Source organism: Arthrobacter sp. StoSoilB22 (assembly GCF_019977315.1).
Classification (GTDB): domain Bacteria; phylum Actinomycetota; class Actinomycetes; order Actinomycetales; family Micrococcaceae; genus Arthrobacter.
Map to the genome: position 1 here is coordinate 1,789,733 of NZ_AP024652.1, position 26,811 is coordinate 1,816,543.

At 62.3% G+C, this 26,811-nt stretch carries 22 protein-coding genes; 10 read left to right on the forward strand and 12 right to left on the reverse strand.

Annotated features, from left to right (window positions below; all coding sequences use genetic code 11):
- Nucleotides 1-68: 68 nt before the first annotated feature.
- Nucleotides 69-947, reverse strand: a complete 879-nt coding sequence (gene map, locus LDN70_RS08450) for a type I methionyl aminopeptidase (protein ID WP_223942293.1) — start codon at nt 945-947, stop codon at nt 69-71.
- A gap of 108 nt (nt 948-1,055) precedes the next feature.
- Between map and LDN70_RS08455 the strand changes: the two genes are divergently transcribed.
- Entirely contained in the window at nt 1,056-1,220 is a 165-nt protein-coding gene (locus LDN70_RS08455; protein ID WP_142939513.1) for an SPOR domain-containing protein, read from the forward strand.
- Nucleotides 1,221-1,223: 3 nt separating this feature from the next.
- Here LDN70_RS08455 and panB read toward each other — a convergent pair whose 3' ends face one another.
- The gene (panB, locus tag LDN70_RS08460; RefSeq protein WP_142939512.1) at nt 1,224-2,129 is read right to left on the reverse strand and encodes a 3-methyl-2-oxobutanoate hydroxymethyltransferase; all 906 of its coding nucleotides are present in this window, start codon (nt 2,127-2,129) and stop codon (nt 1,224-1,226) included.
- 190 nt (nt 2,130-2,319) lie between these two features.
- On the opposite strand from panB, the gene glnA (LDN70_RS08465) reads away from it, so the two are divergent.
- The 5 genes from glnA (LDN70_RS08465) to LDN70_RS08485 all read left to right on the forward strand — a co-directional run bounded on the left by glnA (LDN70_RS08465) (nt 2,320) and on the right by LDN70_RS08485 (nt 8,019).
- Nucleotides 2,320-3,660: a type I glutamate--ammonia ligase gene (gene glnA / locus LDN70_RS08465; RefSeq protein ID WP_142939511.1), complete on the forward strand. Its 1,341-nt coding sequence runs from the start codon at nt 2,320-2,322 to the stop codon at nt 3,658-3,660.
- Nucleotides 3,661-3,669: 9 nt separating this feature from the next.
- Nucleotides 3,670-6,681: a bifunctional [glutamine synthetase] adenylyltransferase/[glutamine synthetase]-adenylyl-L-tyrosine phosphorylase gene (locus tag LDN70_RS08470; protein WP_223942294.1), complete on the forward strand. Its 3,012-nt coding sequence runs from the start codon at nt 3,670-3,672 to the stop codon at nt 6,679-6,681.
- A 76-nt stretch (nt 6,682-6,757) separates the two neighbouring features.
- Nucleotides 6,758-7,270, forward strand: a complete 513-nt coding sequence (locus LDN70_RS08475; RefSeq protein ID WP_502773785.1) for a GNAT family N-acetyltransferase — start codon at nt 6,758-6,760, stop codon at nt 7,268-7,270.
- A 79-nt stretch (nt 7,271-7,349) separates the two neighbouring features.
- Nucleotides 7,350-7,565 carry an AsnC family protein gene (locus LDN70_RS08480; protein ID WP_142939508.1) on the forward strand — a complete coding sequence of 72 codons (216 nt, stop codon included), beginning with the start codon at nt 7,350-7,352 and terminating at the stop codon, nt 7,563-7,565.
- 103 nt (nt 7,566-7,668) lie between these two features.
- Nucleotides 7,669-8,019: a hypothetical protein gene (locus tag LDN70_RS08485; protein WP_142939507.1), complete on the forward strand. Its 351-nt coding sequence runs from the start codon at nt 7,669-7,671 to the stop codon at nt 8,017-8,019.
- Nucleotides 8,020-8,099: 80 nt separating this feature from the next.
- Here the strand turns inward: LDN70_RS08485 and glnA (LDN70_RS08490) are convergent, their stop codons facing one another.
- Nucleotides 8,100-9,524 carry a type I glutamate--ammonia ligase gene (glnA, locus tag LDN70_RS08490; RefSeq protein WP_142939506.1) on the reverse strand — a complete coding sequence of 475 codons (1,425 nt, stop codon included), beginning with the start codon at nt 9,522-9,524 and terminating at the stop codon, nt 8,100-8,102.
- Between the two features lie 311 nt (nt 9,525-9,835).
- On the opposite strand from glnA (LDN70_RS08490), the gene LDN70_RS08495 reads away from it, so the two are divergent.
- The gene (locus LDN70_RS08495) at nt 9,836-10,273 is read left to right on the forward strand and encodes an RDD family protein (RefSeq protein WP_223942296.1); all 438 of its coding nucleotides are present in this window, start codon (nt 9,836-9,838) and stop codon (nt 10,271-10,273) included.
- 98 nt (nt 10,274-10,371) lie between these two features.
- Here LDN70_RS08495 and LDN70_RS08500 read toward each other — a convergent pair whose 3' ends face one another.
- The 3 genes from LDN70_RS08500 to lipB all read right to left on the reverse strand — a co-directional run bounded on the left by LDN70_RS08500 (nt 10,372) and on the right by lipB (nt 12,919).
- Complete coding sequence (locus LDN70_RS08500; protein WP_142939504.1) at nt 10,372-11,133, reverse strand: DUF4191 domain-containing protein; 762 nt, start codon at nt 11,131-11,133, stop codon at nt 10,372-10,374.
- A gap of 101 nt (nt 11,134-11,234) precedes the next feature.
- Complete coding sequence (gene lipA / locus LDN70_RS08505) at nt 11,235-12,254, reverse strand: lipoyl synthase (protein ID WP_223942297.1); 1,020 nt, start codon at nt 12,252-12,254, stop codon at nt 11,235-11,237.
- Nucleotides 12,251-12,919 carry a lipoyl(octanoyl) transferase LipB gene (gene lipB / locus LDN70_RS08510; RefSeq protein WP_223942298.1) on the reverse strand — a complete coding sequence of 223 codons (669 nt, stop codon included), beginning with the start codon at nt 12,917-12,919 and terminating at the stop codon, nt 12,251-12,253. Before lipB ends, lipA begins: the two co-directional genes overlap by 4 nt.
- Before the next feature lie 149 nt (nt 12,920-13,068).
- Here lipB and LDN70_RS08515 point away from each other — a divergent pair, with 149 nt between their 5' ends.
- Nucleotides 13,069-14,697 (forward strand): serine/threonine-protein kinase, encoded by a 1,629-nt coding sequence (locus LDN70_RS08515; protein WP_223942299.1) that lies wholly within the window; start codon nt 13,069-13,071, stop codon nt 14,695-14,697.
- Between the two features lie 43 nt (nt 14,698-14,740).
- On the opposite strand, the gene LDN70_RS08520 is transcribed toward LDN70_RS08515, so the two are convergent.
- Nucleotides 14,741-15,640 carry a TIGR01777 family oxidoreductase gene (locus LDN70_RS08520; RefSeq protein ID WP_223942300.1) on the reverse strand — a complete coding sequence of 300 codons (900 nt, stop codon included), beginning with the start codon at nt 15,638-15,640 and terminating at the stop codon, nt 14,741-14,743.
- An 85-nt stretch (nt 15,641-15,725) separates the two neighbouring features.
- Here LDN70_RS08520 and LDN70_RS08525 point away from each other — a divergent pair, with 85 nt between their 5' ends.
- Complete coding sequence (locus tag LDN70_RS08525; protein WP_223942301.1) at nt 15,726-19,256, forward strand: S41 family peptidase; 3,531 nt, start codon at nt 15,726-15,728, stop codon at nt 19,254-19,256.
- Nucleotides 19,257-19,343: 87 nt separating this feature from the next.
- Here LDN70_RS08525 and LDN70_RS08530 read toward each other — a convergent pair whose 3' ends face one another.
- The 5 genes from LDN70_RS08530 to LDN70_RS08550 form a co-directional block, all read right to left on the reverse strand.
- Nucleotides 19,344-19,772, reverse strand: a complete 429-nt coding sequence (locus tag LDN70_RS08530; protein ID WP_142939498.1) for an OsmC family protein — start codon at nt 19,770-19,772, stop codon at nt 19,344-19,346.
- A 200-nt stretch (nt 19,773-19,972) separates the two neighbouring features.
- Nucleotides 19,973-20,326, reverse strand: coding sequence for a hypothetical protein (locus tag LDN70_RS08535; RefSeq protein WP_142939497.1), 354 nt, complete (start codon nt 20,324-20,326; stop codon nt 19,973-19,975).
- Nucleotides 20,327-20,473: 147 nt separating this feature from the next.
- Nucleotides 20,474-22,255: a 2-oxoglutarate dehydrogenase, E2 component, dihydrolipoamide succinyltransferase gene (gene sucB, locus LDN70_RS08540; RefSeq protein WP_223942302.1), complete on the reverse strand. Its 1,782-nt coding sequence runs from the start codon at nt 22,253-22,255 to the stop codon at nt 20,474-20,476.
- Between the two features lie 111 nt (nt 22,256-22,366).
- On the reverse strand, nt 22,367-23,749 hold the full coding sequence (lpdA, locus tag LDN70_RS08545; protein ID WP_166842756.1) for a dihydrolipoyl dehydrogenase: 1,383 nt from the start codon (nt 23,747-23,749) through the stop codon (nt 22,367-22,369).
- A gap of 292 nt (nt 23,750-24,041) precedes the next feature.
- A complete protein-coding gene (locus tag LDN70_RS08550; protein ID WP_223942303.1) occupies nt 24,042-25,565 on the reverse strand; it encodes a leucyl aminopeptidase in 1,524 nt (507 codons plus the stop codon).
- A 274-nt stretch (nt 25,566-25,839) separates the two neighbouring features.
- On the opposite strand from LDN70_RS08550, the gene LDN70_RS08555 reads away from it, so the two are divergent.
- On the forward strand, nt 25,840-26,778 hold the full coding sequence (locus tag LDN70_RS08555; protein WP_166842758.1) for a proteasome assembly chaperone family protein: 939 nt from the start codon (nt 25,840-25,842) through the stop codon (nt 26,776-26,778).
- Nucleotides 26,779-26,811 lie beyond the last annotated feature (33 nt).

Here is a 26,811-nt window from a genome sequence, read left to right on the forward strand (position 1 = left end):
ATTTCCGATCATGGCAGGAGGGGATGGGCATGGCGCAGCCGCCCGGGCTGCGGGACCTTCCGGAGAGCTTAGGGAAGGGTAAGGATTTCCGCGCCGGTCTCGGTGACCAGCAGGGTGTGTTCGAACTGGGCTGTGCGTTTGTGGTCCTTGGTGACGACCGTCCAGTCATCGGCCCACATCTCCCAGTCGATGGTGCCGAGGGTCAGCATGGGTTCGATGGTGAAAACCATGCCCGCCTCGATCACGGTGTTGTACGCCGGGGCTGCGTCGTAATGCGGAATGATGAGGCCTGTGTGAAAGGCCTCGCCCACGCCGTGGCCGGTGAAATCCCGCACTACGCCGTAGCCGAAGCGTTTGGCGTAGGACTGGATAGCTCGGCCGATTACGTTGATTTCGCGGCCTGGGGCCACGGCCTTGATGGCCCGGTTGAGCGACTCCTGCGTGCGCTCAACCAGCAAACGGCATTCTTCGTCCACGTCGCCAACCAGGAAAGTGTAATTGGTATCCCCATGCACTCCGTTGATGAAGGCTGTGATGTCAATATTCAGGATGTCGCCATCCTGGAGCACGGTCGAGTCGGGGATTCCGTGGCAAATGACCTCGTTGAGGGAGGAACACAGAGATTTGGGAAACCCACGGTAACCGAGCGTGGAGGGGTAGGCATGGTGATCCAGAAGGAACTCATGCCCTATTTGGTCCAGCTGGTCTGTGGTGACGCCGGGCTGGATGTGCTTGCCCACCTCGACGATTGCTTGCGCGGCAATCTTCCCCGCAATCCGGATCTTCTCTATGGTCTCCGGGGACTTCACCTCGGATCCGGTGAACTTGGCTGGCGCCTTCTTGCCTACATACTCCGGCCTGGGAATCGACGCCGGCACGGGTCGTTCAGGGCTGATGGTTCCCGGGGTGAGGGCGCCGATGGGTGCAGTCGAGGCAAGAGAAGGCATAGATTGATCATATAAGGCACACAAGAGACGTAAGTAACAAAGCGTGGCTGGGTTCCTGTGACCCCGCCAACGTTACGCGTCCAATAGCCCCTGGATCGAGGAGGAGACGTGACGGAGTACTGGTACAACGTCAAGACGCACGAGATCGAAGAAGACGCTATGTCTGATTGGTCCCAGCTGATTGGCCCCTACAAAACCAGGGAAGAAGCTGAGCACGCCTTGGAGAAGGTTAAAGCCCGCAACGACGCCTGGGACGCCCAGGACGACGATTAGCGGTTAGAAGGAGTGCTCCGGTCCGGGGAACTGTCCGGATCGGACATCCTCCGCGTAGGCGACCGCGGCATCGCTCAATGTGGTGCGAAGATCTGCGTATTGCTTGACGAACTTTGCCATCTTGCCACCCCGCAAACCTGCCATGTCCTGCCACACAAGGACCTGCCCGGTGGTGCTCTTGCCGGCGCCGATACCGACGGTGGGCACCCGCAGGGCTGCATCCACAACGGCTGCAGTCTCGGCAGGCACCATTTCCATCAGGACACTGAAGGCGCCAGCGTCCTGCAGGGCGATGGCGTCGTCCACGAGCCGCTGGGCGTCATCGCCACGGCCCTGGACGCGGTATCCCCCTAGGGAATGTTCACTTTGGGGAGTGAAGCCGATGTGGGCCATGACGGGAATTCCTGCCTGGACCATGGCCTTGACGGTTTCGGCGTAGTAAGCGGTTCCTTCAATTTTGACGGCGTGTGCCAGTCCTTCCTTGAGGAACCGGACGCCGGTGGCAACCGCCTGGGCCGGGGACACTTCGTAGCTGCCGAAGGGCAGGTCAGCCACCACCAGCGCCCGCTTGGCCGCCCTGGCTACAGCCCGCGTCAAGGGCAGGAGCTCCTCCACAGTGACGGGAAGGCTCGTCTCATTGCCGAACACGTTGTTCGAAGCGGAGTCGCCCACCAGGAGGACTTCAATCCCGGCCTGGTCAAAAATCTCGGCGGTGTACTGCTCATATGCCGTCAGCATGGCGAAGTGCTCGCCGTTGTCCTTGGCTTGCTGAAGGTGGTGGATCCGGACTCTGCCGATGGGCTTCCTGCCCGCCGCCGACGGCACGTCGGCGGCCGCTGCAGGCCCCGTGCCGTAAGGTGCGGGAACTTCGGCGGGCGTGGTGGACTCAGGAAGGTTGCTCGGGGCCATGGATAGAGCCTAAGCGGTGCCGACGGCGGCTGCCAGCAGTGTGCCCGGCGTCACCTTTTGTAAACGCTGTGTTACGCGCAGCTACTGCTGCGGCATTAGCACGGAACTGTTAGTAGAGTGAAGGCTGAGCTGCCGTGGCTTCTACTCCTTGAAACCAGCGGCATGGACACTGAATCGGAAAAGAGGCCCTATGGACCGCCAGCAAGAGTTCGTTCTGCGGACAATCGAAGAGCGTGACGTGCGCTTCGTACGCTTGTGGTTCACCGACGTCGTGGGTTCGCTCAAATCGGTGGCGCTTGCGCCGGCTGAGGTTGAGGGCGCCTTTGAAGAAGGCCTGGGTTTTGACGGTTCCGCCATTGAAGGCCTGGCCCGCGTGTTCGAGTCCGACATGCTCGCCCAGCCGGACCCGTCCACCTTCCAGATCCTGCCGTGGCGTGGAGAGACGGAACAGACGTCGCGCATGTTCTGTGACGTCCTTACCCCCGATGGCGAGCCGTCCGCCGCGGACCCCCGCAACGTCCTGAAGAGGACCCTTGCGAAGGCCGCTGACATGGGCTTTACCTGCTACACCCACCCCGAGATTGAGTTCTACTTGTTGAAGTCAAAGGACCTGGGCCCGGACAGCGCTCCAGTTCCCGTGGACGAGGGCGGCTACTTTGACCACGTGCCGGGTGGCGTAGCACAGGACTTCCGCCGCACCGCAGTCACCATGCTCGAATCCGTCGGCATCTCGGTGGAGTTCAGCCACCACGAGGCCGGGCCGGGCCAGAACGAGATCGACCTCCGCTATGCGGACGCGCTTCAGACCGCGGATAACATCATGACGTTCCGGACGGTCATCAAGGAAGTGGCCCTTCAGCAGGGTACGTACGCCACCTTCATGCCCAAGCCGTTCACGGACCACCCCGGTTCAGGCATGCACACCCACTTCTCGCTCTTCGAGGGCGACACCAACGCGTTCTTCGAAGCCGGTGCCGAGTTCCAGCTCTCAAAGACCGCACGCCAGTTCATCGCCGGAATCCTCAAGCACGCTCCTGAATTCACGGCTGTCACCAATCAGTTCGTCAATTCCTACAAGCGCCTCTGGGGCGGCGGCGAAGCCCCGAGCTACCTGAGCTGGGGCCACAACAATCGCTCGGCATTGGTGCGCGTTCCGCTGTACAAGCCGGGCAAGGGCCAGTCGGCACGCATCGAGTACCGGGGGATCGATAGCGCAACCAACCCCTACTTGGCCTACGCCGTGCTGCTGGGTGCCGGTTTGAAAGGCATCGAGGAAGGCTACGAACTTCCAGCGGCAGCCGAAGACGATGTGTGGTCCTTGACCACCGCGGAACGCAGGGCCATGGGACATGCGCCGTTGCCGGCCAGCCTCCATGACGCCATCCGGGCCATGGAGGAATCCGAGTTGGTGGCCGAGATCCTGGGGGAGCAGGTGTTCGAACACTTCCTGCGCAACAAGCGTGCAGAATGGCAGGACTACCGCCTCCAAGTCACGCCGTACGAGTTGCAGCGCAACCTCGGCATCCTCTAGGCCGGGCCAATGAGCCTAGCGCGTCGGCTCATTTCAGCCGGATTCAGTGACCTGGAAAAAGGCGAACGGTTTCTCGCTGCCCCGGAACTTGACGGAATAGATGAGGATGCCCTGTTCGCCGGGCTCTCTCTGTCAGCAAGCCCGGATACTGCACTCCAATCACTGGTCCGGCTCATCGAGAAGAATCCGGAGCTCAGGAAGCTTGCCGCGGCTGACCAGGACACCAGCGAGCCCATGTATCGGCTCCTGGGTGCCTCGGAGGCTCTGGGGGAGTTTCTCATGCGGCGGCCGGAGCATTTGGATGTGTTCAATGTCCGGGTCAGTCCGGAACCGGTGCAGGCCTCCCATGAAGAGCTCCGGGCAGGGCTGCTGCGTTCCGTGAAAGCCGAGCCCGGCGCACAGCGCCCGGTGGCCGGAATGACCGGGCTGCCAGCCTACGCGGCCCTACGGAGTGCGTACCGCCGTGGTCTGACTGAGCTGGCCATCAAGGACATCTGCGCTGCATCGCCAACAGACTTCATGCCATCGGTCGGGGCGGAGCTGGCCGATCTTGCCGGGGCGGCCATCGAAGCTGCCCTCGCGGTGTCCCGGGCCGAAGCTGCGGCACAGTTCACCGCGGCCGAGATCGCTGACGTCGGGCTTGCTGTCATTGGCATGGGCAAATGCGGCGCCCGGGAGCTGAACTACATATCCGACGTCGATGTCATCTACGTCATTGAATCAGCGGAGTTGGACGACGCCCGCGCGTCCACCATCGGTACTGCCCTTGCCTCCGGCATTTCCAGGGCCATCTCTTCCTCAGCGCCGGAACCGGGGCTGTGGGAAGTCGATGCCAATCTTCGTCCGGAAGGGAAATCCGGCCCGTTGGTGCGGACTCTGCCCTCGCACTTGAGCTACTACGCACGGTGGGCCGAAAGCTGGGAGTTCCAAGCACTGCTCAAGGCAAGGACCATTGCCGGTGATAGAGAGCTGGGGCAGCGCTATGAGAAGGCCGTAGAGCCCCTTGTCTGGGCATCCGCGGGCCGGGAAGGTTTTGTGGAGTCGGTCCAGGCAATGCGCCGAAGGGTGACCGACTATATCCCGGCAGCCGAGGAGCAGCGTCAGATCAAGCTGGGGCGCGGCGGCCTCCGGGACGTTGAATTCACGGTTCAGCTGCTGCAGTTGGTGCACGGGAAGTCTGACGAGTCCCTTCGTCGCAGGGACACCACTTCTGCCATCGCCGCTCTGTCTGCCGGGGGTTACATAGGCCGCGCTGACGCCGCGGCTTTTGACAACGCATACCGCTACCTGCGCCTGCTGGAGCATAGAATCCAGCTCTTCCAGCTGCGTCGGACCCACCTCATGCCTGTGTCCGAGGACGCCCAGCGATTCCTGGCCAAGGCCGTCCTGGGTCCGTTCGCCCTGGAGCGGCCGCATCCGGACCAGCTGATGGCCACGTGGCAAAAGACCAAGAAGGCCGTCCGCGAACTCCATGAACGAATTTTTTACAGGCCGTTGCTCAACACAGCGGCAAAGCTGAGCAGCGAAGACGCGAAGCTCAGCCCGGAGGCTGCCCAAGGCCGTCTTGCCGCACTTGGCTATGCGGACCCCCAGGGTGCCATGCGGCATATTGAAGCACTTACCGCGGGTGTCAGCCGACGCGCTGCGCTGCAGAGGCAGCTCTTGCCGATCCTCTTGGGATGGCTTGCCGAAGGTGTAGACCCCGACGCCGGACTGCTCGCTTTCCGCAGGGTTAGTGAAGCCCTCGGCACAACCCACTGGTACTTGGGGCTGCTCCGCGATTCCCAAGCGGCCGCCGAGCGGCTTTGCCAGGTGCTGGCCAATTCCCGGCTGATTTCGGACTTATTGGAAGTATCTCCGGAGTCCGTTGCCTGGCTGGGCAGCGACAAAGAACTGGCACCAATTCCTTTTGAAGCCCAGTGGCAGGAAATCCGGTCCAAGCTCTCCCGCCATGCGGATCCCGAGAGCGCTATGAGGCTGATCAGGCTGATCCGACGTCGCGAGATCCTGCGTACCGCGATCGCCGATAGCGCCGGATTGCTCGATCAGGATGCCGTGGGCTTGGCCTTGTCCGAAACTGATCGGGCTGCGGTTCTTGGTGCATTGCATGTAGCGGAGTCCGTCGTCGCGGCGACGGGTCCGCTGAAAACTGACGTCCTGGTGGTGGCGATGGGGCGGCAGGGTGGCCGGGAGATCGGCTACGGCTCGGACGCTGACGTCATCTACGTTCACCGTGCCCGTGCCGGATTCTCCGATGCCGAGGCTCAGGAGCAAGCGGCCACCATAGTTGCCAAGGTTTCCAGCTTCCTCACCCAGCCGCTGAAGCCCGCGATCATGGCCGAACGGGTGCTCATGGTGGACGCAGATCTCCGTCCGGAGGGCAAGAACGGCGCTATGGTGCGGTCCTTGGAGTCGTATGCGGAGTACTACCGGCGGTGGTCCCTTATCTGGGAGGCGCAAGCCCTCCTGCGGGCCCGCCCGATGGCAGGCTCGGACGAGCTTGCCACTGACTTCTTACGCCTCATTGATCCCATACGGTACCCCGAGCACCTTGCGGAGCAGGACGTCCGTGAGATCCGCCGTGTCAAGGCCAGGGTGGAGTCCGAGCGTTTGCCCCGTGGCGCTGATCCCGCACGGCACGTCAAGCTTGGCCGTGGCGGCTTGAGCGATGTTGAATGGCTGGTTCAGCTGATTCAGCTCCAGCACGCCGGAGAGCACCCGGCGCTGCGAACATCGTCAACCCTGGACGCATTGGCTGCTGCGGAACAGTTGGAGTTCATTGCTGAGGAGGATGCCGCGCTCCTGCGGGAGGCGTGGCGACTCGCCAGCCGCATCCGCTCCGCCAACGTCATTGTGACGGGCCGGGCCTCGGATCTCCTGCCGTCATCACGGAAGGACCTGGAGGCAGTGGCGCGCTGGTGTGGCTATGAACCAGGGAACGCGGGTCACTTCGAGGAGGATTATCTGCGGCTTAGTCGCCGGGCCCGGGGTGTCTTCGAAAAAGAGTTCTACGGCAACTGAAGGATGAGAAATCCAGTTAATGCTTGAAGGCGAACCAGAGGACGATTTTTTGATACACGCTGATCCTCACGAGCGTATGGACGTTTGGTTGATTCCCCTCAAAATGCTCGACGACGACGCCCGCGCCATTCAGCTTGGCGCGGTCGCGGAGTTGGCGGTGGAACCGGGCCAGCGGGAGTTCGTTGGAGATCCACTGCGCATGATGCTGATCTCCTTGGAAGAAGAATCCCGTTTCCCGTACGTCATTGAGGCCGGGGGAGCCGCTGTTGGTGTGCTGACCCTCCAGACCGGAGCTGCCACGCTCGCAGGCTGGCCCGATGACGAGTCGGTGTGGTTGCTGCGGGGATTCCTCATCGACACGAAAAGCCAGGGGCGCGGACTCGGTACTTCGGCTGCGCGGGCCGCTGCGGAGCAGGCGCGCAAACTGACCTCGAGGCTGGGTGGCGGACAGGCCGGCGTCGTGCTGTCCGTCAACGAGCGCAACGGCGCGGGGCTGGCCGCTTATGCGAAGGCCGGGTTCGTGGACTCTGGACGTTATCTGGGCGGTAGTGCCGGACCGCAGCGGACCATGTACAAAGCCTTCGCGTGATCAGGGGTCCAGCACCCTCCTTCTATATCGAAGTCAACTAAGGTTGACGATCGCCATTTCGTCAATTATGGTTGACGGCATGGAGGTGGACCGAATGAAAACCCTGGTGGGATCAATGGATGGGATGGGCCCGGCTGAGGCTCTTTACGCTGTTGCGGAGTTGCAAAAGGAAGTGGGTCGCAGGGAGGCTTCGCTGGTGCGGGCCGCCCGGCACTCGGGCTTGTCCTGGGAAGCGATCGCACTTTGCCTGGGCGTCAGTAAGCAGGCCGTGCACAAGAAGTACGGAAAGCAGTAGTCGGCCGGTTTTCCGGTGGAGCCCGATGACGTGCGCTGGCCCCAAAAGCTAAGTGTCCTTATAGACTTCTTATGTATCTGATCTCAACGCATAGGGGAAGTACATGGAATACAACGGAAATCCGTCCGAGAAGGCCATTCCTGCCGGAGAGCTGGACCGGCGTCACGTGGGCCATTCTGTGAGCTTTCAGCCCAATGACTTCACCGTCGTCTTCGGCACGATTGCGGGCATCGCCAGGACCGAAGCACTTGTGTACCTGTCCCTCGACGGAGTTGCCGGCGGTACCCATCTGAAGGACGAATACGATCTTCCCATCGATAAGAACGTGTACCTTCAGTTGGACCCGTTAGGTAGCGCCGAGAAGGGCCTTTCAGAGGCAGCCTCGTTCGTCAAGGACAAGCTTGACGAGATCACCAGGAACATCAAGGAGCGGGATCAGGGCAAGTCTGAATAAGCCGTTAAAGCAAAGGCCAGCGCCAGTCCTTCCGGACTGACGCTGGCCTTTTTGCTGGTTACAGCGAGTGCACGTAAATGCTAGACGCCGTAGTAGAGCTCGAACTCGTAGGGGTTCGGGCGCAGTGACAGCGGGCGGATCTCATTCTCGTACTTGTAGTCGATCCAAGTATCGATCAGGTCCTGGGTGAAGACGCCGCCGGCCTGGAGGAACTCGTTGTCCTCGCGCAGGGCCTCAAGGGCTTCTTCCAGGGTGCCCGGAGCCTTGGGGATGTCCTTGGCTTCTTCGGCCGGGAGCTCGTAGAGGTCCTTGTCGATGGGAGCCGGGGGTTCAATGCGGTTACGGATGCCGTCAATGCCGGCCATCAGCTGGGCAGCGAACGCCAGGTACGGGTTGGAGGAGGGATCCGGAGCGCGGAACTCGATGCGCTTGGCCTTCGGGTTGGTGCCCGTGATGGGGATACGGATACCGGCGGAGCGGTTGCCCTGCGAGTAAACCATGTTCACGGGAGCTTCGAAGCCCTTGACCAGGCGGCGGTAGGAGTTGACCGTCGGGTTGGTGAAAGCCAGGACAGCGGAAGAGTGCTTCAGTAGGCCGCCGATGTACCAGCGAGCCGTGTCCGAGAGGCCTGCGTAACCCTTTTCGTCGTAGAACAGCGGATCGCCGTTGCTCCACAGCGACTGGTGACAGTGCATGCCCGAGCCGTTGTCACCGAAGACAGGCTTCGGCATGAAGGTGACCGACTTGCCCCAGGCATCGGCAGTGTTCTTGATGATGTACTTGAACTTCTGCAGGTCATCAGCAGCTGCGGTCAGCGTGGTGAACTTGTAGTTGATCTCAGCCTGGCCGGCGGATCCAACTTCGTGATGGGAGCGCTCAACCTCAAGGCCGGCCTTGTCCAACTCGATGCACATGGCGTCGCGAAGGTCGGCCTGCTTGTCAGTGGGGGAGACCGGGAAGTAGCCGCCTTTGACGGGGGTCTTGTAACCGAGGTTTCCGCCCTCTTCCTTACGTCCGGTGTTCCAGTGTGCTTCTTCGGAGTCGATCTTGTAGAAGCTGCCCTGCGGGGAGGACTGGTACTGGATGTTGTCGAAGACGAAGAATTCGGCCTCAGGAGCGAAGAACGCGGTGTCGGCGATGCCGGTGGAGGCCAGGTAGGCTTCAGCCTTCTCAGCCACGCCGCGGGGGTCGCGGTGGTATGGGTCACCCGTGCGGGGGTTGACGATGGAGAAGTTCAGCGCGAGCGTCTTCTCGATGCGGAAGGTGTCGATGAAAGCCGAGGTCACATCCGGGATGAGCTGCATGTCGGACTCGGCGATGCCCTGGAAGCCGCGGATGGAAGATCCGTCGAAGAGCTGGCCGTGGACGAAGAAATCGAGGTCGACGCTCTTGGCCGGCACGTTGAAGTGCTGCTGGACACCAGGGAGGTCGGTGAAGCGGATATCGACGAATTTGACGTCTTCGTCTTTGATGAACTTGAGGACTTCGTCCGCAGTCTTGAACATCTATGCTCCTTATGCATATCAAGTAACAGGCCCGGAAGGCCGCGTGGTGCAGCCCATTCCAAGGGTCCGGAGACACAAAAAGTTCCCCGTGCCATGGTGGCTGGCAACTCATACCACCATAGGGAGATGGGATTTCCCGGGGGTGTCAGTATTGTTTCCGGCAGGTTACAGAATCATCTGTTGTGTAAACGGTAGTCGGCTGTCCTGTGTCCGGTCCATCCGGGTCCGGCAGGCGAACACCCCGGGCATTGCGTACCGATCAGGGCTCCCTTGGGTCGGTCGCCAGTCATGCCAGCCGTTAGGCTTGGAGTGTGGTAGATCGAAAAGACATTGGCTCATGGTTGAGCGGTCCGGACACGTCCGGAATCTCCAAATATCCCGGTGAACGGCTTGGCTTGCCAGAGTCCGGTCCCGGCTCCATGGCGCGGGCAGGACGCCGCATCCTGGGAATCGTGGTGGACTGGGCGATCGCACTGGTGATCAGCAACTTTGCCTTCGGCGGTGATGCGTGGGCAACCTTGGCCATCTTCGCCGCGGAGCAGATCCTCCTGATCGGAACGCTGGGGTACAGCATCGGTCACAGAATCGCCGGGATCCACGTGGTCCGACTGGGCGGCGGTCCTGCTGGACCTTTGGCCGCCGTGGTGCGCACCCTCCTTCTGTGTCTTGTCATCCCCGCAGCGGTGTTCGACCCCGATCATCGCGGGCTGCACGACAAGGCGATGAACACGATCCTCATCAGGATGTAAGCGCACCTGACTTCAGCCGGGGCCTGCGATAAAGCAACCCAACAAAAAAACCGCCCCCGTCTCGTAGTAGAGACGGGGGCGGTTCTTCGTTGAGTGGATCAGCGTCCGCGGGCGGCCTTGCGGTCCGGACGGGCCTTGTAAGGGTCAATGCCCTTGGGGATCGGCAGCCGGTTTCCAAGGGAGTTGATGCGCTTTGAAACCGCGTTGACTTCCACCTTGGTGAGTTCGTTCTTCAGTTTGCCCATGGTCTTGGCCAATTTGTTCAGTGGTACCTGGCCTTCTCCGCGACCGGATTCCAACACGTGGATGGTCACGTTGGGCAGGATGCGCGCGAGGCGCTTACGCTCGGCGTCCACCAACGGCTTGACGCGGTGGGTGGGGCCTTCGCTGACCAGGACGACGCCGGGGCGGCCAATTGCCATGAACACAGCGTCTTGAGTGCGGGGGTTGACAGCAACAGGCTGGTCCTGGGTTACCCATCCGCGGCGGAGAGTACCCAGTGCCGCGCCGGAAGCGCCTGGCTGGTTCTCAATTTGCGCGAAAGCAGCCTTCTCGGCCCTGCGGGACAGTATGAAGACGGCCGCAAGCAGGCCCAGTGGGATACCAATGATCAGGCCGGTAACCCAGTTCTCCAGCAGGAAGCCGATGAGAAGGGCCACGGCAACCACTGCAAGGAATGCCAGCAGCATGACCCATACAACCTGCGGGTCATTTCGCCGGGTCATTTTGAAGACTTCAGCGATCTGCTTCAGCTGGCTCGGCTTCTTGGCCTTGGCTTCCTTGGGCTTGCGCTGGAACAGCCCACGCTTGGGTGCGTCGGCCGAGGGGGTCGAATTGCTGGAATCAGAGGAGTTCGCCATAGTGCCTTAATTCTACGTGATGGACGCAAAAGGACCGGACGCCAAGATGGTGGCATCCGGTCCTTCACTGTTGTGTGGTTCTTGGCCGCGTTTTTTGGTGTTTAGCTGTGGGCGGCGAGGATGGTGGAGGCTTCCTGGCGGGTGGTGCCGGAGTCCTGGATGCCCTCGGCGATGTGGGCGAGCTCGTCGGGGATGTCCCTGCCCTTCTTCCGCATCGCGGTTGCCCAGAGGCGCCCGGCACGGTACGAGGACCGCACCAACGGACCGGACATGACGCCCAGGAACCCGATCTCTTCGGCCTCGTGCTGGAGGTCCACGAACTCCTGCGGCTTGACCCACCGGTCCACCGGCAAGTGACGCTCGGACGGGCGCAGGTACTGGGTGATCGTGATCAGATCGCACCCGGCCTGGTGCAGGTCACGCAGGGCTTCGGAGATTTCCTCGCGGGTCTCACCCATGCCCAGGATCAGGTTGGACTTGGTCACCATGCCCAAATCCCGGCCCTGCGTGATCACGTCCAAGGACCTCTCGTACCGGAACGCCGGACGGATGCGCTTGAAAATCCTCGGCACCGTCTCCACATTATGGGCGAACACCTCGGGCCTGGAATCACAGATCGCCGCGATGTGCTCGGGCTTGCCGGAGAAATCAGGGATCAGCAACTCCACCCCCGTACCCGGGTTCAGCTCATGGATCTTCCGGACCGTTTCGGCGTACAACCACACACCTTCATCGGCCAGGTCATCACGGGCCACCCCGGTCACCGTGGCGTACCGCAACTGCATCGCCTGCACCGAGCGGGCCACCTTGGTGGGTTCGAACATGTCCACCGGTGAGGGTTTGCCGGTATCGATCTGGCAGAAATCACAGCGCCGCGTGCACTCGGACCCGCCGATCAGGAACGTCGCTTCCTTGTCTTCCCAGCACTCAAAAATGTTCGGGCACCCGGCCTCTTCACACACCGTGTGCAGGCCTTCCTTCTTCACCAGGTTCTTGAGCTGGACAAACTCCGGACCCATCTGGACCTTGGCCTTGATCCACTCAGGCTTACGTTCAACCGGGACCGCCGAGTTACGCTGCTCAACGCGCAGCAACTTACGGCCTTCAGGTGCCAAGGTCACTGGAGTGCTCCTTCGGGTGTGGAAACGAGTGCTTCTTCATGCTTGTTGAATTCTTCAACAAAGCGGTCAACGATGTCGGCAGGGTTGATGGTCCGGCCGGTTTCCAGCGACATGGTGGTGACGCTGGCGTCGGTGATACCACAAGCGATGATCTGCGCATAGGGTGCCAGGTCATTGCTGCAGTTGATGGCCACGCCGTGCATGGTGACGCCGTCCAGGACCCGAATGCCGATCGCGGCGATCTTGCGGTCAGGTCCTTTGTCGTCGGCAAGGATCCAGACGCCGGCCCGGCCCTTCACCGTGACGGCGTTAATGCCGTAGTCGTGCATCACGGCAATCATGATGGCCTCGAGCCGTTCCACGTAATCGCGGATACCGGCACGGTTCTTTAGCTTGAGGATGGGATATGCAATGAGCTGCCCCGGGCCGTGCCACGTCAGTTTCCCGCCGCGATCCACGGAAACTACGGGAGTGCCGTCAAAGGGGCGTTCGTGGTCCTCGGTGAGTTTGCCGGCCGTGTAGACGGCGGCGTGCTCAAGGATCAAGACGGTGCTGTTCTTCTCGCCCGCAACAACTTTGTTGTGGACTTCGCGTTGCAGGTCCCAGCCCTGCATGTAATCAACGAAATCAGGGGCAAGACCCAGTTGTGAAAACTCAAGAGTCATGGGTTCAAGCTTAGACCCCGCAGGAGACGAGCCATGGTTTTGTGGTGAAGCTCTCAGTCGCATCCAGGGTAGTGGGAACGTGCAGCTGGCAATGTCAGTGCCTGTGGATAACTTCTGCGGAAATTCCTGAGGTCCGGTACACCTTGTCTATGGAAACTCTTGACGCTCCCGGGGCCGTGGCTCCCCACGTTCCTGGCTATTCGATATCCCGCCCGCTGGGCCGCGGCAGCAGCGCCACCGTTTGGCTGGTCACGAGGGATAAGGACGGTGCGCGGTTTGCGGTCAAGTGCGCCACGCCTGATGCCTCCGGTGGTGGTTCAAAGGCATTGGCCAAGGTTTCCCGGGACCTGGTCCGCGAGATGAGGCTCCTCTCCGGCCTCAAGCACAAGCACCTCATCGGTGTCCACGAGGTCCTCCACGTGGGTGCGGTTGGCGAGGGGACGCTGGGGATCGTCATGGACTACGCAGCGGGAGGCTCGCTGGGCAACCTGATATCAGCAAGGGGAAAGCTCAGGATCGGAGAAGCCGTGACGATCCTGACGCCCCTTGCCCAGGCATTGGAATACTTGCACGTCAACGGCACCGAACATGGAGATGTGTCACCGGGCAACGTCCTGTTGACTGCGGAAGGGATGCCGCTGCTGGCTGATCTTGGCGTTGCCGCCATGGTGGGCGACACTCCACAGGGGCCAAGTGTCGGAACGCCCGGCTTCATGGAACCACCGGCCCCAGTGTCCGCGAACGGCGGTCTTTCCCGGAACAATCTCCAGCCCCAACGCGACGTCTATTCGCTGGGAGCGGTGGGCTGGTACTGCCTGACGGGGACAACGCCTGGCCCGGAACAGGATCGTCCGCCTTTGTCCCTTCTGGTGCCCGAGGTGCCCAAGGCAATGGCGGCGGCTTTAGAGGCCGCCCTGGACCCTAACCCACAAAATCGCCCCTCGGCCAGGGAACTTGGCACGGCAATCTTCAGAAGTGCTGCTCCCGAGTCGCTCGATCTCTCCGGCGCCGTGCATGCCTCCGTCATTCCTGAATTGCTGACCAGACGCGAGGCCATGGGGCGTTCGCCCCGCCGGGCCACCCGCTGGTGGCAGGCGTTGTGGAGATGGCTGCCGTTCGTGCACGGCGTGGCGCTTCCTGTGCCACACCGCGCGCGCAACCCACTGAGCCGCCCCGGCCGTGAAGGTGGCGGCCGGCCGCTGCTCGTGACGGCGATGGTGGCGTTTATTGCTGTCGCTTCATGGATCACCTGGCAGCAGTTTGGACCGACGACGGCGATCGTCCACCAAGCAGCGGCCGAAACCGGCGTTGCCGATCCCAGCCATGCCGGAGATTCTCGGAACCGCCAGGATCTTCCGCAGGCGCTCTCGGAAGGGCTTCAATCCCAGGACCCCCTGATCGCCGTGCCGGCGTTGTCGGCCCTGCGCGACATTGCCTTGGGAGACCGGCGCCTGGACCTTTTGGAGGCCGTGAACGCGCCAGGTTCGCAGGCTGAGGCCGCCGATCAGCAGTTGGAAGATTATCTTCGGGGCGCCGGGACGGCGTTTGCCGGTCTCCACACAACGCTGACAGCCCTGACCCTGGACGGACCCCCGCAGGGAGATCGTGTGCTGGTGGCGGTAACGGCCATGACCTCAGGATATGAGGAACGCCTGGTCTCGGGAGAGATTGTCAGGACCGAGGGCCCAGGGGCGCCGCAGCAACTCCGGCTGGACATGGTTCGAACAGGCGGGCGCTGGCAGATTTCGGGAATCCTGAGCGCCGCGCCCGCTAAGTGATGCCAACCACTGGATGATCGCCCGAACATGCCAGGGGCCCGTGTCAGCGGGCCTCTTGCTGCTTCAGCCATTCCATGGCATCGGGGAGGGTCGGATGCAACCAATGGAAGCCGGCTTCCTGCAGCCGCGACGGCTCCATTCGCTGGTTGGCCATGACGAGTTCGTCTGCCAGCCCTCCCAGAACCAGTTTCAGGGCTGGTCGGGGAACGCGCAGGAAAGCTGGCCTGTGAAAGGCCTTGGCGAGTTCAGCAACGATCGTGTTAACGTCAGCACTCTCCGGGGCGCAGACGTTCACCGGTCCCTCAAGGTTTGCGGTAAGGAGGTAGGCGAGGGCGCGGGCTTCGTCGGCCAATGTGATCCATGGCCAGTACTGGCGGCCATTGCCGAACGGTCCTCCCAGCCCAAGTTTCAGCAAGGGAAGCAGCGGCCCGAGCGCGCCACCGGAGGTACTCAGCACCACGCCGGTCCGGGGGGTTACCACGCGCACCCCGGATGGTGCTGTTCTTGCCATTCGCTCCCATTCAAAGGAAAGATGCCCCAGCACGCCGGTACCCTGGCCTGAATCTTCCCGCAGCACCCCTTCGCGTGAGGCGCCGTAATAGCCGGACGCTGATTGGCTGACAAAGGTGGAAGGGGGGTTGCTGAGCCGCCGCATTGCCGCGGTCAGTGTCTGTGTTGGTCGGAGGCGGGATTCGGTGAGGACCTGAATCCGGCGTTTTGTCCACGGGCGGTCTCCGATGCCGGCGCCCGATAGGTTGACTACGGCATCGGCTCCCTCCAGGACAGACTCATCAAGTTCGCCCTTGTCCGGGTCCCACGCCCATTCACGTGCCGTTTCGGCTGGGCGCCGCACCAGCCGTACTACCTCGTTGCCTTCAGCGGTCAACTGCTCGGCCAGGGCCGACCCGATCATTCCCGAAGCTCCGGACATCACGATTCTCATGACCCATCTCACCATGGCGAACGCTTGTGGTGGAAACGGCGGTGGATGCCGCAGTTCAGTGATGCCTCTTGACTATGATCGAACAATGACCTCCTCCAGCTACCTCCGTTTCCCGCATGTGCACGGCGATCTGGTCACCTTCGTGGCCGAAGACGACATCTGGATCGCACCCCTTTCAGGCGGCCGCGCCTGGCGGATTTCCTCCCAGCAACTGCCAGCCAGGAACCCCAGGTTTACTCCGGACGGCAAGAAGCTGGTGTGGACCACTGTTGTGGGTACGTCACCGGAGGTGGTCACCGCAAACGTCGACGGCGGCGGGTACAGGCAGTTGTCGTACTTCGGGCACAGCACTACGAAGGTTAAGGGATTCACACCGGCAGGGAATGTGGTGGTGACGAGCGCCTTCCAACAGGCCGAAAGCCGCCACACGCACGCTTACAGCCTCCCGCTGGACGGCGGCGCCGCCGTCGAGCTTCCTTTCGGCCCGGTGGAGGCTGTTGCCTTCGGACCCGAAATTGGTGACGAGAAGCCTGTTGTCCTGGCAAGCGTGCTTTCACGCGAGCCCGCTTGGTGGAAGCGCTACCGTGGTGGCACAGCCGGGAAGCTCTGGATCGACGCTGACGGTAACGGCGAGTTTGAGCGGTTGGTGAAGGAGCTCGACGGGAACCTCACCGACCCCCTGTGGATTCAAGGGCGGATTGCGTTTCTTTCGGACCACGAGGGATATGGAAACCTCTACTCGGTGCTTCCGGATGGTTCCGACCTGCGCCGCCACACGGACCATGAGGACTTCTACGTTCGGCACGCCAGCACGGATGGCACCAGGGTGGTCTTTGAATCGGCAGGCGAGCTTTGGATGTTGCCGTCGTTGGCTGCAGAAGCAGAGCCCGTCAAAGTGGACGTCACCCTTGGCTCGGCATCACCGGGTCGCCGCCCCGCGCCGCTGAAGACTTCCGCCCACTTGGGGGACGTCTTCCCCAACTTCACCGGAACTGCCAGCGCCGTGGAATCGCACGGCACCATCCACTGGCTTCGTCACAAGGACGGACCCTCGCGGGTAGTTGAGGCAACCCCGGGAGTCCGCGCCCGGCTTCCCCGGCCTCTTACGGATGGACGGATAGCGTACGTCGCAGACCACGGGGGAGTGGAAGCGTTGTACATCAAGCGCATCGCCGCCCGCCTGGCTGCTGTGGTGGAGGTTCCCGCACCCACTACCGAACAAGCCGCCCCTGCTGCAGAAGAGTCAGCACCTCTGCCAAAGCCCGTTGCCGCATCCAATGTGTTGGGGCACGCAAACGCCCAGGCGGTGAAGCAGCCCGCACAGGCATCGGCCGAGCAAACACACTCCGGAACGGCTGAGGCAAGCAACGTTGTACCATCCCCGGACACCGCGGGCGGTACCGCGGCCAACGAGGCTCCCGTGGCATCGGAAGACTCTGCGGATCTTCGGGTTGAATTCCCTGCCCCTACGCGGACGAGCGCGCTGGAAGCCAGCCCGGATGGACGCTGGATAGCTGTCGGCACGTCCTTCGGCGACGTCTTTATTGCCGATACCGCTGCAGGAACATTGGTGCGGCTTGTCAGCGTTGGTGAAGGCAGCATTGATCAATTCTCGTGGTCCAGCGACTCCCAGTGGCTTGCCTGGTCCGAGCCGGTGACGTCCTTCGGTTCGCGGAGCAAGCTCCGGATTGCCCGGCCGGCAGAGCCTGGTGCAGGCATCATCGATGTCACGGACGGGCGCTTCCGCGACGAGTCTCCCAGGTTCACCCCGGACGGAAAGTTCCTGGCATTCCTGTCCAACAGGAGCTTCGACCCCGTGTACGACGGTCACTCCTTCGACCTCTCCTTCCCGAGTCCCATCAAGCCGTATATGGTGGCTTTGGCCGCGGATACGCCGTCGCCCTTTGGCCCTTCCGTAGACACGCTTGAGGATGCCTCGGCTACCGCGGTCCCGTCCGATAAGGACAAGACCGACGACGGCGAAGCTGCCGCCGTGCGCGTGGACCCGGACGGGCTCGCCCACAGAGTGATTGCTGTGCCGGTACCTCAAGGGAACTACTCCGAGCTGGGTGTTGGCGAGGGTGCCCTGTTGTGGCTCGACACCGAACTTTCGGGAGTCATGGGCGATGGGCGGGGAACCCTCCAAGACAAAAAGTCGGCGCCGTCCCTGGTCCGTTACGACCTCGCCAAGCGCAAGCCGGTCACGCTCGTCAAGGCAGTGGACAGCTACCGGCTGTCGGGTGACCTGAGCCGGATCGTTTACGTGCTGGACAAGCAGGTTACGTCCGTTCCTGCTGAGAACAAGGTGGAAGAGGACTCTGCCGATCTTGTCAAGGTGGAGCTCAACAGGGTTCGGGCCATCATAGACCCGGTGGCGGCGTGGGGACAGGCGTTCGACGAGGCCTGGCGGCTGCAAAGGGACTTCTTCTGGACCGCCGACATGGCGGGCCAGGATTGGGACTCCGTGTACAAGCGCTACCGTCCGATCGTGGACAGGCTCGGATCCCACGATGACCTGGTGGACCTTCTGTGGGAGATTCATGGTGAGCTGGGCACATCACATGCCTACGTCAAACCGACGGCTGTCACTGAGCCCGGGCGAAACGGCCAGGGCAGGCTTGGAGCAGAGTTCCAACTCGGTGCCAAGGGGTGGGAAATCACCAGGATCCTCGCCGGAGAGTCCTCCGACCCGCTGGCCACCTCCCCCCTGACTCGTCCCGGGGTGGATGCCAAGGTGGGCGACGTCCTTATGGCGATTGACGGCGTCGAGCTTTCGGCGGCCCTAACCCCGGCGATGCAGTTGGTGGGTTCGGCGGGTAGGACTGTTGAGCTGACGCTCCTCAATGGTGATGGCCATGGAGGAGCTGCCGGTGCCCAGCGACGCGTTGCAGTGGTTCCCGTCCGTGATGAGGAGCGGCTGCGATACCAGGATTGGGTCAGGGCCAACCGGCGTACAGTCCGTGAGGCCTCGGACGGAACATTCGGCTACCTGCATGTCCCGGACATGATGGCCAACGGCTGGGCGCAGCTCCACCGCGATCTCGACACGGAGACGGCCTTGGACGGCCTCATTGTGGATGTGCGGCGTAACCGCGGAGGACACACTTCCCAGCTGGTAGCCGAACTGATCGGGCGCAAGGTCACGGGGTGGAGTATGCCGCGCGGTGAAAAGCCTCGGACCTACCCGCACCATGCGCCGCGCGGACCCGTGATCATCCTCGCCGATGAATTTGCCGGATCCGACGGTGACATCATCACCCAAGTATCCAAGCTGCGGGGCATAGGCCCCGTCATTGGTACGCGGACGTGGGGTGGCGTGGTGGGCATCGACAACCGCTTCTCACTCGCCGATGGAACCGGTGTTACCCAGCCAAGATACGCCACGTGGTTCAGTGGCGGGATCGGTTGGGACGTCGAAAACCGTGGTGTGGAGCCGGACATTGAGGTACTGTTCCCGCCGCATGCGTATGCGGCCGGGACGGATCCCCAGTTGGAATACGGAATCGGTGCACTTAAGGAAATGATCCAGGAACTGCCCACCGACCGTCCTCCGTTGCGTGAGGGCTACCGAAAGCTCCGGCCGGCACCGCTGCCGTCACGTCCCCGGAAGGGCTGATAGGCAACCAGGCGCAGAAGAGCCCCGCCGCTTCCCTGAGGGGGAGCGACGGGGCTCTTCCTGGTTTTCGCGCGATGCTGTTCGGTGCTACGCCGTGAGGGTGGCATCCAAGGTGATCTCGATGCTGGCCAGAGCGCCGGAAACGGGGCAGCCGGTCTTCGCGTCTTCGGAGATGCGACGGAAGTCTTCCTCGGAGAGGCCGGGAACCTTTGCGGTCATGGTCAAGTGGCTTCCCGTGATGCCGGTGCCGGGAACAAACGTGACGTCAGCCTTGGTGTTCACTTCCTCTGCGGTGAAACCTTCGCCGGCCAAAGCGTGGCTGAAGGCCATGGAGAAGCATGCGGAGTGGGCAGCGGCAATCAGCTCTTCGGGACTCGTCTTGCCGCCGGACTGCTCGGTGCGCGCCTTCCAAGTGACATCGAACGTGCCCAGACCCGAGCTATCCAGAGTTGTGTTGCCGGCGCCCTCGATCAGGGTTCCGTTCCAAACCGTGTGTGCGGTGCGTGTTGCTGCCATGTCCACTCCTTGGGATCGTTGTGAGTCGGCAACCAGCCTTTGGCAGGTGCCACCGGGATCAATCCTATGGATTTGCCCGCCGGACCGCACGGGCATTCTGCTGACGGTGGATTGTGACCCCCGGACTGGCGTCATGGATACCTAACAACTGACACAGTCCGGCCGGCACAGGGGCCCCGGAAGTTTTGTGTAGCCCGGGCCTAGTTCCAGAGGGTGGCGATGGCGATGTTGATTAGGGCCAAACCGCCTACGCCATGTGCCAGTCCGGTGGACACAGGCTCGCCGTTCTTGACCTTGCGGGCTCCTATGACGGCGAGGACGGCGACGGCAACGCCGATGGCAAACTTGATGCCAAGCTTGAAGTAGCTGGGGTCGGCGTCCGGCAGCAGGGGAATCACACCCATCATGGCGATGCCCGTGAGCAGCTGAAGGAAGGCGCCGTCACGCTGGCGCGGGTGGACGGTGGGGGTCTTGAGAGTGGCGATCCAGTAGCCCACGATCATGGCCGCGCCGACGATGTGCAAGAACACCAGAATGCTGAAGAGAATACTCATGGCCCCAGCTTATCCAGTTGGTTCTACGTCCCGTAGCAAAGCCACGCGGACGCCGTCAGGTGCATCGAAAGCAGAAGGGCAGGTTACCGGTTGTCCCGGTAACCCGCCCTTCTGATTCTTACAAACGCTGCTTAGTTCAGCACGGTCTTAGAGGCCGAGGTCTGCTTCGAAAGCACCGTCTTCAAGGCGGGCCTTGAGGGTCTGCAGGAAGCGTCCGGCATCCGCACCGTCCACCAGGCGGTGGTCGTACGTGAGGGACAGGTACATCATGGAGCGGATGGCGATGGAGTCGTCGCCGTTTTCGTCGGCAACCACGACGGCGCGCTTGACGATCGCGCCGGTTCCGAGGATGCCTACCTGTGGCTGGTTGATGATGGGGGTATCAAACAGTGCACCAACGGAACCGATGTTAGTGATGCTGAAGGTGCCACCGGAGAGCTCGTCCGGGCCGATCTTGCCGTCGCGGGTACGGCCTGCGACGTCGGCGATCTTGCTGGCCAGGCCGGCAAGGTTGAGGTTACCGGCGTCGGAAATGACGGGAACCAAAAGGCCCTTGTCTGTGTCCACGGCGATCGCCAGGTGCTCGGCGTTGTGGTAGGTGATTTCCTGCTTGGACTCATCGTAAGCAGCGTTCAGCTTCGGGTGCTGCTTCAGGGCCTCGGCCACTGCCTTGGCGATGAAGGGCAGGAACGTCAGCTTGACGCCATTCTGGGCCTGGAAGGAGTTCTTGGCCTTGAGCCGGAGCTTGGCGATCTTGGTCATATCGACCTCGTGCACCTGGGTCAGCTGAGTGGAGACCTCAAGGGACTCGCGCATGCGGCGGGCAATAACCTGGCGGATACGCGGGGCCTTCTCAGTGGTGCCTCGCAGGGAGGAGGCAACCACGGGGGCAGCGGCCTTCGCGGCCGGAGCTGCAGCGGGGGCAGCTGCAGCGGGAGCTGCGGCTGCTTGCTTCGCTTCGGCGGCAGCCAGGACGTCCTGCTTGCGGATGCGGCCACCGACGCCGGTGCCGGAGACCGATGCGATGTCTACACCGTGCTGGTTGGCAAGCTTGCGAACCAGCGGAGTGACGTAACCGGATTCCGAAGAACCTTCTGCCGGAGCAGCCTGAGCAGATGCAGCGGCAGGGGCTGCCGGTGCCGGGGCGGCTGCGGGTGCCGCCGGAGCAGCGGCAGGTGCTGCGGGTGCCGGGGCGGCAGCGGGTGCTGCGGGTGCCGGGGCGGCAGCGGGTGCTGCGGGTGCCGGGGCGGCTGCGGGTGCAGCCGGGGCCTCAGCGGCGGGCGCGGCAGACGGTGCGGGAGCCGAAGCGGGGGCAGCGCCGGAGCCGATGACGGCAAGGACGGAGCCAACCTCTGCTGTCTCATCCTCGCTGACGCGGATTTCCTGCAGGGTGCCGGCAACGGGGGACGGGATCTCGGTGTCTACCTTGTCGGTGGAAACCTCGAGGAGGGGCTCGTCCACCTCAACGGTGTCGCCTACGGCCTTCAGCCAACGGGTGACGGTACCTTCGGTGACACTCTCGCCCAATGCGGGGAGGGTGACTTCGTGGCCTTCGCCGGAAGCCGCGGGGGCTTCAGCGGCCGGGGCCTCTTCAGCGGCAGGAGCGGCGGGAGCTTCTTCTGCCGGTGCAGCCTGCTCAGCCGGGGCTTCCTCAGCCGGTGCAGCCTCGGCTGCAGGAGCGGCCGAACCGGAGCCGTCGCCGATGCGGACCAAGGGGGCGCCTACTTCGGCCGTCTCGTCTTCAGCGACGAGGATTTCTTCGATGACGCCAGAGATCGGAGAAGGGATTTCGGTGTCTACTTTGTCGGTTGAAACCTCGAGCAACGGCTCGTCGATCTCCACCCGGTCACCAACCTGCTTGAGCCAGCGGGTGACGGTTCCTTCGGTGACACTCTCACCGAGGGCGGGCAAGTTAACGGATTCAGACATGTCGTCCCCGTTCTCCTTATTGATCTTTGTGCGGATGAATTCTGCTGGTCCGGGTCAGGTGCATGCGGCATATTGCGCTGCATGCACCTGACCCGCGGGTCTTGGTAAGACTTAGCCGTGGAGAGCTTTGCCCGCGAGGGCAAGGTGGGCTTCGCCCAGGCTTTCGTTCTGGGTGGGGTGGGCGTGGACCAACTGTGCCACGTCCTCCGGGTAGGCTTCCCAGTTCACGATCAGCTGGGCTTCACCGATCTGCTCGCCCATGCGGGAGCCGATCATGTGGATGCCCACAACGGGGCCATCTTTCTGGCGTACGAGCTTGACGATGCCGCCGGTCCCGAGGATGGAGCTCTTGCCGTTGCCGGCCAGGTTGTATTCCTGGGTCTGGACCTGGTCGTCGCCGAACTTTTCCTTGGCGGCCTTCTCGGTGTAACCGACTGTGGCAATTTCGGGCTCGCAGTAGGTGACCTTGGGGATGTTGATGTCCTCGACGATTGCCGGGTTCAGGCCGGCGATTTCCTCGGCGACGAAGATACCCTGCTGGTAGCCACGGTGCGCGAGCTGAACACCGGGGACGATGTCGCCAACGGCGTAGATGTTGCCGACGCCAGTGTGGAGGCGTTCGTTGGTGATGACGAAGCCGCGGTCGATGGTGATGCCGGCCTCTTCGTAGCCGAGGTTGGCGGTGACGGGACCACGGCCGACGGCAACCAGGAGGAGGTCGGCTTCGAACGTCTGGCCGTCAACCAAGGTGACCTTGACGCCGTCGTCGTTCTGCTCGACACCCTGGAAGAAGATGCCGGTGGTGAACTTAATGCCGCGCTTCTTGAAAGCACGCTCAAGGTTCTTGACGATCGAGGCGTCCTCGTTGGGGACCAAGGAGGGGAGGCCTTCGATGATGGTGACATCCACGCCGAAGGACTTCCAGACGGAAGCGAATTCGACTCCGATGACGCCGCCGCCCAGAACGATGGCGCTCTTGGGGATGTAGTCCATGGTGAGGGCCTGGTCGGAGGTGATGACCTTGCCGCCGATTTCAAGGCCGGGCAGCGAACGGGAGTATGACCCCGTGGCCAGGACGATGTTCTTGCCCGAGTAGGAGGTGCCGTTCACGACGACTGTGTTGTTGCCTTGGAGCTTGCCTTCACCCTCAATGACGGTGATGCCCTTGGACTTGATGAGTCCCTGGAGGCCCTTGAACTTACCGGCAATGATGCCGTCCTTGTACGCGTTCACGGCCGACATGTCGATGCTGTCGAGCGTGACGTTCACGCCGTACTTGGCGGAATCGCGTGCATGGTCGGCAAGTTCGGCCGAGTGCAGGAGTGCCTTGGTGGGAATGCAACCGTTGTGCAGGCAGGTTCCGCCGAGCTTTGCCTTTTCCACAAGGCCAACGGTGAACCCAAGCTGAACGGCCCGCAGGGCAGTGGCGTAGCCGCCGCTGCCGCCACCGAGTACCAGGATGTCGAATTCTTGCGCAGTTGCCTGATCGGCCACTAAAACGCTCCCTCGCGTGAATGATGACACGGGACTGCGTGCCATCTGGTCTTTGGAACTTGTTCTGCCGTGATTATGCCAGCACCTAAGTTCTCTTGCATTTGTGACTATCGAGTTCACCTTAGCGAACCACCTACCCATGCTCCACCCTCTGCGGGCGTTTTGGGGAGCGCTTGTGTCCAGACTCACGTTCACTTGTGACACAGCGCTACACCCCGCATAATTCCGGGGTTGCGCGGCCCTCGCCGGGGATCAGGCAGGGGCTCGCGCAATCCGGAGGTGCAGAGGGGTGCTATGCGGAGGCGGCCAGGAGATCCTCGGCGTAGGCAACCAGGGTGCGAACAGTGCATCCGGTACCCTGCTTGGGCGTGTAACCGTAGGGGGCTCCGTTGTTGAACGACGGTCCCGCGATGTCCACGTGGGCCCATGGGATCTGCTGGCCGGCGTCGTTCTTTCCCACGAATTCGCGGAGGAAGACCGCTGCTGTCATCATGCCGCCGTTGCGCTCACCGATGTTCGCAATGTCGGCCACCTGGGAGTCCAGGCTGGGGCGAAGCTCCTCAGGCAGGGGCATGGGCCACACGAGTTCCCCGGCACGGTCCGCGGCACTCTTCAAGGCAGCAGTTACCGAGTCGGAACCCATGACGCCTGCAGTCCGCAGACCCAGGGCGATCAGCTGCGCACCTGTAAGGGTAGCTACGTCGATGATGGCATCCGGCTTCTCCAGGCTGGCAGCGACGATGCCGTCAGCCATCACCAGGCGCCCTTCAGCATCCGTGTTCAGAACTTCAACTGTCTTGCCGCCGTAGATGGTGAACACGTCAGCGGGACGGGCTGCAGCGCCCGAGGGCATGTTCTCCGCGATGCATAGCCAGGCGGTCGCCTTGAGGGGAAGCCCGAGCGATGCGATGGCCAGGACGGCGTTAAGTACGACGGCGGCACCGGCCATGTCGCTCTTCATGTCGCCCATGCCGAGGGCAGGCTTGATGGAAATGCCACCCGTGTCGAATGTGATGCCCTTGCCGACGAGGGCAATCTTCTTCGTGGCCTTCGCGGGGGCGTATTCGACTTTGACGAGGCGCGGCTGGCGGGTGGAGCCCTTGCCAACGCCGAGAATACCCCCGAAGCCTTCCTTTTCCAGGCGCTTTTCGTCCCAGACTGTGATCTTGACCGGCAGGCCCTTTGCCAGTTCCTTAGCGGACTCCGCAAAAGACTCGGGGAACAGGTGGCTCGGCGGTTGGTTGACCAACGTGCGGGTTGAGTTGACGGCACGAGCAAGTACAATGGCCCGGTCCAGCGCCGGCTGGGCGGACTTGGCATCGACATCCGTGAAAATCAGTGCCTTGGCCACGGGGGCCTTCAGCCCATCCTTGCTGGAACGGTGCTCCGTATAGGAGTACGCACCCAAGGCAGCTCCTTCGGCGACAGCCGTGACATCGGCAAGTGTCGCCGTCGGGAACGCCAAGGTCACCGAAGCGGTACCGGCGAGCTGGCGCACGGCGGATCCCGCAGCGCGTCGCAGGGCTTCTTCGCTCAGGCCGCCGTCATCGGAGAGCTTTCCTACTCCTGCAAGGACAAGAATCCCTGAGCCCGTCTCCGGCAGGCCTGGAAGCCGGTGTGCCTGATCGGCAGCGCCGGTGATCCCCAAAAGCTGCAGTGATCCTGCAACGGACTCCGCGGCTTTAGCGCTCAGCGGGTTGGACAGTAGTACCGGTCCGTCCGAGCCTTGGGCAACGCCAATCACAAGTGCGTCGTTAGGGGACTTTTTCAGGTCCTTGGCGATGATGCCCAGGATGATGTCAGTAGTCTTGACCACGAGGATGTGTCCTCACTTCTCTCTGCATTGCATGGCGGGGCCACATGTTTGGCGGCCCGCCCCGGTACGCGCCCGACGTCTTCTACGACGGCGGCCTTGGTCTTCGGGCCCAACGTCGCACAGGACGTCGGCCCGCTTCGATCGTAGTCTCTGTAAGGCCGCGGACAGCAATTAAATGAGAGCTGCGGCACATCGGGGGCAGGAATGCCTGTTGACCGTGCAGCGTTGTATGGAATAGCTCCAGAATTTTATATCTTTGCGAAAGGAACACGCCGTGTTTGAACGGATATCCGGCTCTCTCCTGGACCCCGAATCGCTGTATGCGCGAAACATTGAGACCTTTTACAGCCCTGAGCTACGCGGGCTGAATATGGTCATGGGATTCACGGGTTTTGCCGATGCCGGTCAGGTAGTTCGGCAGATCAACGCGGAACTTCTGGATGAACTGGACGCTGAGGTGGTGGCCATGTTCGACGCCGACCAACTCATCGACTACCGCTCGCGGCGGCCGCACATCAGCTTTGTGGAAGACCATCTGCAGGACTACCAGGCACCAAAGCTCGGCCTGTACAAGCTAAACGACGGTCTCGGCCAACCCTTCCTCTTGCTTGCCGGCTTCGAGCCCGACCTGCAGTGGGAGCGCTTCTCGCGCGCGGTCGTCGGAATCGTGGAAGAGCTGGACATCAACCTGGTGACCTGGATCCATTCCATCCCCATGCCCGTTCCGCACACGCGGCCTGTCGGGGTGACGGTCCACGGCAACATGCCCGACCTCATTGAGGGAATATCGAGTTGGAAGCCCACCGTAGATGTTCCTGCCGCCATTGGGCACATCCTGGAACTCCGGCTCACCGAAGCGGAGCGCAACGTAGCCGGCTACGTTATCCACGTCCCGCATTACCTTTCCGAAGCTGAGTACCCGCCGGCCGCAGTCGCCGGTTTGGAATACCTGGGGGCGGCAACGTCCCTCATGCTGCCGACGGACAGGCTCCGGGAAGCCGGCCGTGAAGTGGGCCGCCAGATCGCCGAACAGATCGAAGCTTCCGAGGAAGTACAGGCAGTAGTGGCCAATCTGGAGACGCGCTACGACGAGAAATCCGAAGGCATTGTCCGCCGATCGCTGCTGGCTGATGAGAATGATGAGCTCCCCAACGCTGAAGACATTGGGGCTGCGGTTGAGGCCTACCTGGCTCGTAAAGACTCGCCTCAATAAATCAGCTTTGAGCCGCCGGCAGGCATAATTGTG